Annotated in this window: 6 protein-coding genes; 3 read left to right on the forward strand and 3 right to left on the reverse strand. The window is 28.3% G+C overall.

Annotation, left to right across the window (positions count from 1 at the left end):
- The 3 genes from ACKI44_RS04445 to ACKI44_RS04455 all read right to left on the reverse strand — a co-directional run.
- A partial coding sequence (locus ACKI44_RS04445; RefSeq protein ID WP_407421948.1) for a restriction endonuclease subunit S occupies positions 1-633 on the reverse strand: 633 nt, incomplete at its 3' end.
- Between the two features lie 4 nt (positions 634-637).
- Positions 638-2176: a type I restriction-modification system subunit M gene (locus ACKI44_RS04450; protein WP_407421950.1), complete on the reverse strand. Its 1539-nt coding sequence runs from the start codon at positions 2174-2176 to the stop codon at positions 638-640.
- A gap of 10 nt (positions 2177-2186) precedes the next feature.
- The gene (locus tag ACKI44_RS04455) at positions 2187-4979 is read right to left on the reverse strand and encodes a type I restriction endonuclease subunit R (protein WP_407421952.1); all 2793 of its coding nucleotides are present in this window, start codon (positions 4977-4979) and stop codon (positions 2187-2189) included.
- Positions 4980-5172: 193 nt separating this feature from the next.
- Here ACKI44_RS04455 and ACKI44_RS04460 point away from each other — a divergent pair, with 193 nt between their 5' ends.
- The 3 genes from ACKI44_RS04460 (at position 5173) to ACKI44_RS04470 (ending at position 8070) form a co-directional block, all read left to right on the forward strand.
- Complete coding sequence (locus ACKI44_RS04460) at positions 5173-5571, forward strand: hypothetical protein (RefSeq protein ID WP_407421954.1); 399 nt, start codon at positions 5173-5175, stop codon at positions 5569-5571.
- A 72-nt stretch (positions 5572-5643) separates the two neighbouring features.
- Positions 5644-7398: a DUF262 domain-containing protein gene (locus ACKI44_RS04465; protein ID WP_407421956.1), complete on the forward strand. Its 1755-nt coding sequence runs from the start codon at positions 5644-5646 to the stop codon at positions 7396-7398.
- 177 nt (positions 7399-7575) lie between these two features.
- Positions 7576-8070, forward strand: a complete 495-nt coding sequence (locus ACKI44_RS04470; protein ID WP_407421958.1) for a hypothetical protein — start codon at positions 7576-7578, stop codon at positions 8068-8070.
- The last annotated feature ends 151 nt before the right edge of the window (positions 8071-8221 follow it).

Here is an 8221-nt window from a genome sequence, read left to right on the forward strand (position 1 = left end):
TGCAAATCTTAATTTTCCTGCGAAGATTTGTTGCATTAAATACTTTTTAAATTCTTGATAATATCCATATTTCTTTTTTAGTAAGTCAATTTTAGAATCAATAGATTCTAAAAAATCTGAAATCTTTTTTTGTTCATCCAATGAAGGGATATTTAATGGTAATTTCTTGTATTCATTAGAATTTATTCCAGGTTGTCCTGATCGAACGGACATAACACTAACCCAATTTTTATATTCATCTTTTAATGTATTATAAAAAACAAACTTAGGATATGCTTTATTAATGTTAAATTTTATTAAAAAACCTGCAAAATATAGATTACCATCATTTTTATCATAGATATAAGTTTTTCCAGTACTTGCGCCAGTTCTAGCAAAAACTATGTCTCCTTCTTTTAATTTAAATTTTTCATCTAAATTTCCATCTGGTGAAGTTAAAGGACTAGGAACAAATTTATTTGATGATTCTGAAATATCTGTGATGCGAATATATTTATTAAATCCATCAAAGTCAGTTGCAGCTGAATTCATTCCATACATCTCATCAGAGGATACATTTCCTAAATTGGATTTAACCCATGTTTCATCAAATCCGCTAAATCGGAGTTTCGGTACTAGTTTTTCTTCAGCCATAACATCATCTCAATGAAATAGGTGCTCTGATACCTAATTCATCACAGTATTTTTTAATTTCAGCATCTACTTTTTCCATTTCTGCTTCAATTTTTTCTAGCTCATCCACAACTTCATCAAGGTCAATTGGTTCTTCTTCTTCAAAAGTATCCACATAACGAGGAATATTTAAATTAAAATCGTTTTCTTCTATTTCTTCTAATGTAGCTTTATGTGAATATTTTTCTATTTCTTCACGATTAGCATATGTATTAATAATTTTATCAATGTCTTCAGGCCTTAACTTATTTTGAGTTTTAACTTTTTCAAATTCCTTACTTGCATCAATGAATAAAACATCATCATCGTCTTCACGACATTTTTTAAATACTAATACACATGTAGGAATTGATGTTCCATAAAATAAATTTGCAGGCATACCAATAACTGCATCTAAATAATTTTTTTCTTCAATTAAGTACCTTCTTATTTTTAATTCTGCTGCTCCCCTAAATAATACTCCATGGGGCAATACAACAGCCATTGTTCCACTTTCATTTAATTGATAAACCATGTGCTGTACAAAAGCATAATCAGCTTTGGATTTAGGGGCTAGTTTACCATATGCACTGAACCTTGGATCATCATTAAAATCATCACTTGCACTCCATTTTGCAGAAAATGGTGGATTCGCCACTACTGCATCAAATCTCATATCTTTGTGCTGAGGATCTTCCAATGTATCCCCTTGCCTTATATCAAAATCATTATATTTAACACCATGCAATATCATGTTCATTCTTGCCATGTTGAATGTAGTTGTGTTTAGTTCTTGGCCGTAGAAGTTTGCTACTCTAGCTTCTTTTGAAATCCTTAATAATAAAGAACCTGAACCACAAGTAGGGTCATATACGTTCTTTATTTTATCTTTACCAAGTGTTACAATTTTTGCTAGGATTTTTGATACTTCTTGAGGAGTATAAAATTCCCCAGCTTTTTTTCCAGCTTCTGATGCAAATTGGCTGATTAAGTATTCATATGCGTCTCCCAGAATATCTGATTCTTCGTTTTCTAATTCAAAATCAATTTCATTTAATAAGTTTAAAACTGTTGATATTTTTTGGTTTTTATCTTTGTCTTTTTTACCTAATTTTGTGGAATCTAAATCCACATCATCAAATAGATTTTCAAAGTCATTTTCACTTTCTTTTCCTTGTGCTGAATTTGTGATTTCATTAAATGCTTCTCTTAAATCATTTCTTATTGTTTGATTAGTATTAATCTTATCAATAATTGTACTGAATAAATGTTCAGGAGTTATAAAGTAACCTAATCTTTTAATACTTAATTTTTCAAGTTTTTCTCGCATTTTTTCATTTTCAAATGCTTTTTGAAATGTAATTCCATCTTTAGTTAATTGTTTATTTAAAAATGTTTCTTGTTTTTCAGATAAGTATCTGTAAAATATAAAACCTAAAATATAGTTTTTATATTCATTTGCATCCATGTTTCCTCTTAATTCATCAGCTATTGCAAATAATTTTGTTTCTAAATTTGTTGCCATATGTCTTCACCTATTCAAAATCAAATAACTCAAATATTTCTAAAATTTCTGCTTTAACTCTGTCAATTTTATCCATTTTGTCTATAAATAGTAATTCTTTATCTTTAAATGCCTCTTCAATTAAATCTTCATCTATCTTGTCTGAAAATTCAAATTCACTCAATATCTCTCGTGTAATTTCCTCGCTTAACTGTTCTTCATCAATTAAATCGCAAATTGCTTGTCTTCTTTCAGCATTTACAAAATTATCAAATTCTTCTTTAATATTCAAATTATTATCTCTAATACGGTCAATTTCTTCATCCATGAATTTTTCCATTAATTTAATCTTACTTCTTAAATTAACAGTGTTCTTCATCATTTTAATGATTTTTTCTTTCTCTTTATCATAATCATCAGTTATGTTAATGTTTTCAAGTAATTCAAGGATATAATCTACATTAATTTTATCGTTTCGAAGTAAGTCTAATTCAAAATCAATATCGTCCAATATTGAAGTTCCGCCATCAGGACCATCATCGTCAGGACCTAAACTTTCTTTAATATTTAAGTAGGCGCCAGTGAAATCCTCATATTCCTGTTCTTCAATATCCAAATCATCAAAGGTGAATTCAACAAAAGTATCTAATTTATTTTTAGTTTGTAATAATTTTTTAAATCCTAAAACAAAATCTTTCTTTTTAGTTTCACTTTGAAGCTCATATACTTCTTGTGCTGATTTAACTAACTTATATAATTCTTTTAAATCACTGTTAAATGTTTTTACAAGAGCTTCGTAAGTTGGCAATAGTATATCTTCTAGTGGTGCGTTATTTGAGAATAATGTTAATGCTGCATCCACTTGATCATGTAATGGTCTGTAACATACTATATTTCCGTGAGATTTACGGTCATTATAAATCCTGTTGGTTCTTGAAAATGCTTGCAGTAAGCCATGGTATTCTAGGTTTTTATCAACATATAATGTATTTAGTTTTTTACTGTCAAATCCAGTTAGGAACATGTTAATAACTAATAATAAATCTATTTCACGGGTTTTCATTCTTTTACATACATCCCTATGGTATTCTCCCATAGTTTCTGTATCGAAATTAGTTCCAAACATTTCATTATAATCAGCCATATAGTCATCTAATAATTCTTGTGAATGTTTTTCACGGTCATCGAATTTCTCATTAGGCGCATATGTAAAAATAGTTGCTACTTTAAAATCCAAGTTTCTTTCTTTAATTTTTTCTTTAAATAATTTATAATAGTCATGTATGAAACCTGTTGGATTGTCCTGAGTTTTTTGGGAAACTGCAAAAATAGCATTAAATTCTCTGTCTTTTGTTTTTGCATTATAACTATCCAATATATGGTCTACGATTAAATTTAATCTTTCTGGATGACCATAAGCTTCATTTATTTTAATAGATTTTACTTTTTCATCAACTATGTCTTCATGAGCTTTAATTGTATTATAATAATCAATTGAGAATCCTAACACATTATGGTCTGCAATAGCATCTTTAATCATATAAGTATGCAATCTATCTCCAAATATCATTTTAGTAGTTTTATTACCAAATGCGTTTTCTCTAAATATTGGTGTTCCAGTAAATCCATAAGACAAACTATTTTTGAAGAAATTACTAATGTCCTGTTGCATTTTTCCAAATTGACTTCTATGACATTCATCAAATATTAAAATTATATTTTCATCTTTGATTTTTTCTAATTGTTTTTTTGTATGTTTTCTATTCACTGCAATAGCTAATTTTTGAATAGTTGTGGTGATTAATGGATTTTTATTACTTAAAAGATTTTTAACTAACGCTCCAGTATGTTCAGATGTTCCAATACATTTTGGACAGAATTTATTGAATTCCTTATTTGTTTGGTCATTTAAATCTCTTCTGTCAACGACAAATATTACTTTATAAATTGAGGGGTCATCTGATAATAATTGACTGACTTTAAATGATGTTAATGTTTTACCACTGCCTGTTGTATGATAAACATACCCATTCTTTTTATGTTCTAATGCTTGTTCTAATACAGCATCTACTGCATATTTTTGATATGCACGAAGTACCATTAATTCTTTTGAGGATTCATTCAGCACCATGAATTTAGAAATCATTTTAGCAATGTTGCATGGTTCTAAGAAATCTTCTGTAAATTCTTGTAATGAATGTATGTTTTTATTTTTTTTATTTTTCCAGTAGAATGTGAATCCAAAATTGACTTCACTTGGTCTTGCATTAGCAAAATATTTTGTTTCTAAACCATTGCTTATGATGAAGATTTGAATATATCCGAATAAATTCTTATAGGATGTTTTCATGTATCTTTTAACTTGGTTGAATGCTTCTGAAATAGCTACTGATCTTCTTTTAAGTTCAGCTTGAACAAGAGGTAAACCATTTATTAATATAGTCACATCATAACGAGTTTTATGTTTATATCTCATGGTTATTTGATTAGATACCTGGAAGATATTTTTACACCAGTCTTTTTGATTTAAAAATTTAATTGATACTGATGTCCCATTGTCTCTTTTTATTGTATATTCATCTCTTAGTTTGTCGGCTTTGTCAAATATTGAACCTGAGTCTAAGTGTGTTAATATTCTTTTAAATTCTTCATCAGTTAGCGGTTCTCCTTTTAGTTCTTTTTTGTTTAATTTTTCTAATTGTACTTTAAAATTAGCATTTAATTGTTCTTCATTGTTTATTTTGATAAATTCATATCCCATTCCTTTTAATTGTTCTATGAATTTATCTTCCAACATTGCTTCACTTTCTACATCAACTGTCATTATGCGAACCCTCTTTGGAATACAAATTATTATTTATATCTATTTCTGTTAGACACATTTTATAATCTTTCTTATTTTTACTACTCCAACATCAATATTGTTCTAAGTAGGTAAAATAATAAGTAAAAATTAATTTTAATTACATGGGAAAAATTTTATATGGGGCATATAATATCATTAACTAGTGATTAAAATGACAGAAGATAGATTCAGAAAATATGATGAGCTTGAAGATGACGAAAAAGAAGTACACGACGTTTTCAGACAAATGAAACTACTTGCAGATTACAACAAATTCAAGTTATACAAATACAAAGTTGAAGATTTAATAGAAGATTATGAAGAGTTAAAAAAGCTCCGTGAAGAAATTCAAGCCAAATACTTTTCAGTTTATGAAGAATTAGTCAATGAAGAATTAATTGAAGGAGAATTAGATGCCAGCATTTGGGGAATAACAAGAGAACATGAAAATGAAACCTGGGATTCTGAATTGCAGTTAATGAGTGAGATTAAAACTAATTTTGATATAGCTATTAATCTGATTGAAACTGGCGAAGCAGAACAAATGATTATCGATGATGAAAATTTGTAATCTAATTTTTTATAGTTTCATAATACATAACTTTTTACTAAATTAATATCAAATATAAATTTAGGTGATAGTATGGCTGAAGGTGATGTTTTTAGTACTACAAATCTTAAAGTTTCAAATTTAGTTTCTGAAGTTGATTCTGGAATTATTGCGCTTCCAGATTTACAAAGGCCATTTGTTTGGAAAGATAAGCAAATTAGAGATTTATTTGACTCATTATATAGGGGTTTGCCAACAGGATTAATAATTCTTTGGGGAATCGGTGGCAGGGATGACGAATTTAAACCAATTGGTTTTGATAAACCAACATCACCTAATAGATTAGTTATAGATGGTCAGCAAAGATTAACTTCACTATATACAGTTTTCACTGGAAAACCTGTTCTTGATAAAAATTACAAAAAAAGACTTCCAAAAATTGCATTTAACCCATTAACTGATGAAATAGAAGTTTTAAATTCAAGTCGTGAAAAAAATCCGGAATGGATAAATAATATCACAGAAATATTCAGTGGCAGCCTATTAACTATTATAAGAGAATATATTTCTAATATTAAAGAAAAAAGGCCTGATTTAGAGATTAATGAAACAGAAATTGAAAACAAAATCGAAAAAATAAGAAATATTAGAAACTATCCATTTTCAGTTATTGAATTATCACAAGATTTAAATCCGGAACAAGTATCTGAAATTTTTGTAAGAATAAACAGTAAGGGAAAGGTCTTAAATGAATCTGATTTTATTTTAACATTAATGTCAGTATACTGGGATGATGGAAGAAAAGCATTGGAAGAATTTACAAAAGATTGTAAAAAACCAGATTTAAGTAGGGAAACTGCATTTACAACAATAAAAGCAACACCTGATTTAGAACATCTTTTAAGACCTGCAATTGCTTATTCATTTTTAAGAGGTAGACTTCATTATGCTTATTTAATTCTTAAAGGTAGGAATTTAGAAAATAAAACTACAACTGAAGCTGAAAGAAATAAAAACTTTGATAAATATAAAAAAGCGCAGGAAATTGTTTTAAATTTAACAAACTGGCATGATTATTGTAATTTAATTGAATCTATTGGATTTATAAATTATAATGTTTTAATTAGTTCAGAATTTGCATTTTATGCTTGTTATGGATTATATTTGATTGGAAAATATCAATTTAATGTTGAATACTCAAAATTAAATAGAGTGATTAGTAAGTGGTTTGCATTTTCACAATTAACACAAAGATATTCTTCATCATCAGAATCAATTTATGAACAAGATTTAGTTAGATTTAGGGAAAAAGATGTTGATTTCGTTGAAACATTGGATAACTTAATTAGAAGTGAATTGACAGCGGATTATTGGAATATAACTCTTCCTCAGAGATTAATTTCATCTAGTAACAATTATGCAGGTAAAGTTTATACTGCTGCAAAAATATTTGAAGGAGACAACATGTTATTTTCAAAAGCAGTTTTAAGAGATCATTTATCCCCATTATCTAAATCAACGAAAAAATCAGTTGATATCCACCATATATTTCCAAAAAATTATTTAATCAATAATGGAATAACAGATAAAACAGATTATAATCAACAAGCAAATAAGATTTACATTGAGTATAAAGATAATATTAAAATCAGTGATAAATCTCCAGCAGAATATTGGCCATTAATGTTAAACACATTAAATGAACATGAAAAAGAAGATTTAATGAATAACTACATTGAAAAATATGATCTACCATATGAATTCTGGAATATGGATTATTTTGAGTTTTTAGAAGCACGTAGAAAATTAATGGCTAAAAGTATTAAAAAGTATTTTGAAAAATTATAAATTATATGAAATAAGTCTTCTTAAACTTTATTTTTGACTTATTTCTATTATATCCTTTTTTTAAAATCCCAACCGTTAATGTCAACATCACTAAATTTTAAAAAAAGTAGCTATTATATATAAATATTTATATATTAAAAGTAATAAATTATATAATAAATTAAGTGGAGGACATTTATGGCAGATTCTATAATTTTACTTGAAGAGAGAAAAGAAGTCACAACCTTCCTTCTGGATGAAGGTACAATCACCGCAACCACAGTCACCACTCCAACAGGTGAAACTCCAGGTTACGAATACGCAGGAACCAAAATAAAAGTCGATGACGCAGTTACTCTATCAGCCAATTCAGACATCGGAAAACCAACAGTCAAGAAATTCACAGGTTCAGAAGGAGAAATCATTTTAGGAATTGCAGTTAACGATCCGGTTACAATGACCGGAGGTAAAAGAAAAACAGCTATTCTCGTATTGGGTCATTTATTCAGATTGAAATTAGCCAGTGGAATTTCAAACATTGCAGTCAACAACAGAATAGCTTTAACAAGCACCGGTGCCATCAAATCAGACGAAGGAGAATATATTGCAATGCATCCTGTAACTAGCTCAGACGATTACAAATACATCGAAGTGTTCAGACCATACGACATCGGAACTACAGGTTCAACTTAAGGTGATAATTAATGATTACAAAAGGAAATGATACAAAAGTTCAAAATGAGGTAATAGCTCAAACCATTACTGATGAAACCGCAAAAAGATTGAAGTTAGCCAGATTGTTTCCTAAACAAGAAATCAAAGAGAACTCCGATTACTACACATA

The organism is Methanobrevibacter sp., from assembly GCF_045646205.1.
In the GTDB taxonomy this organism is placed as follows: Archaea; Methanobacteriota; Methanobacteria; order Methanobacteriales; family Methanobacteriaceae; genus Methanocatella.

What these genes read in the sequence shown, in the direction of transcription:
- ACKI44_RS04450 (WP_407421950.1), bottom strand. Translation starts at nt 2,176, where the DNA reads ATGGCAACAAATTTAGAAACAAAATTATTTGCAATAGCTGATGAATTA.
- ACKI44_RS04455 (WP_407421952.1), bottom strand. Translation starts at nt 4,979, where the DNA reads ATGACAGTTGATGTAGAAAGTGAAGCAATGTTGGAAGATAAATTCATA.
- ACKI44_RS04460 (WP_407421954.1), top strand. Translation starts at nt 5,173, where the DNA reads ATGACAGAAGATAGATTCAGAAAATATGATGAGCTTGAAGATGACGAA.
- ACKI44_RS04465 (WP_407421956.1), top strand. Translation starts at nt 5,644, where the DNA reads ATGGCTGAAGGTGATGTTTTTAGTACTACAAATCTTAAAGTTTCAAAT.
- ACKI44_RS04470 (WP_407421958.1), top strand. Translation starts at nt 7,576, where the DNA reads ATGGCAGATTCTATAATTTTACTTGAAGAGAGAAAAGAAGTCACAACC.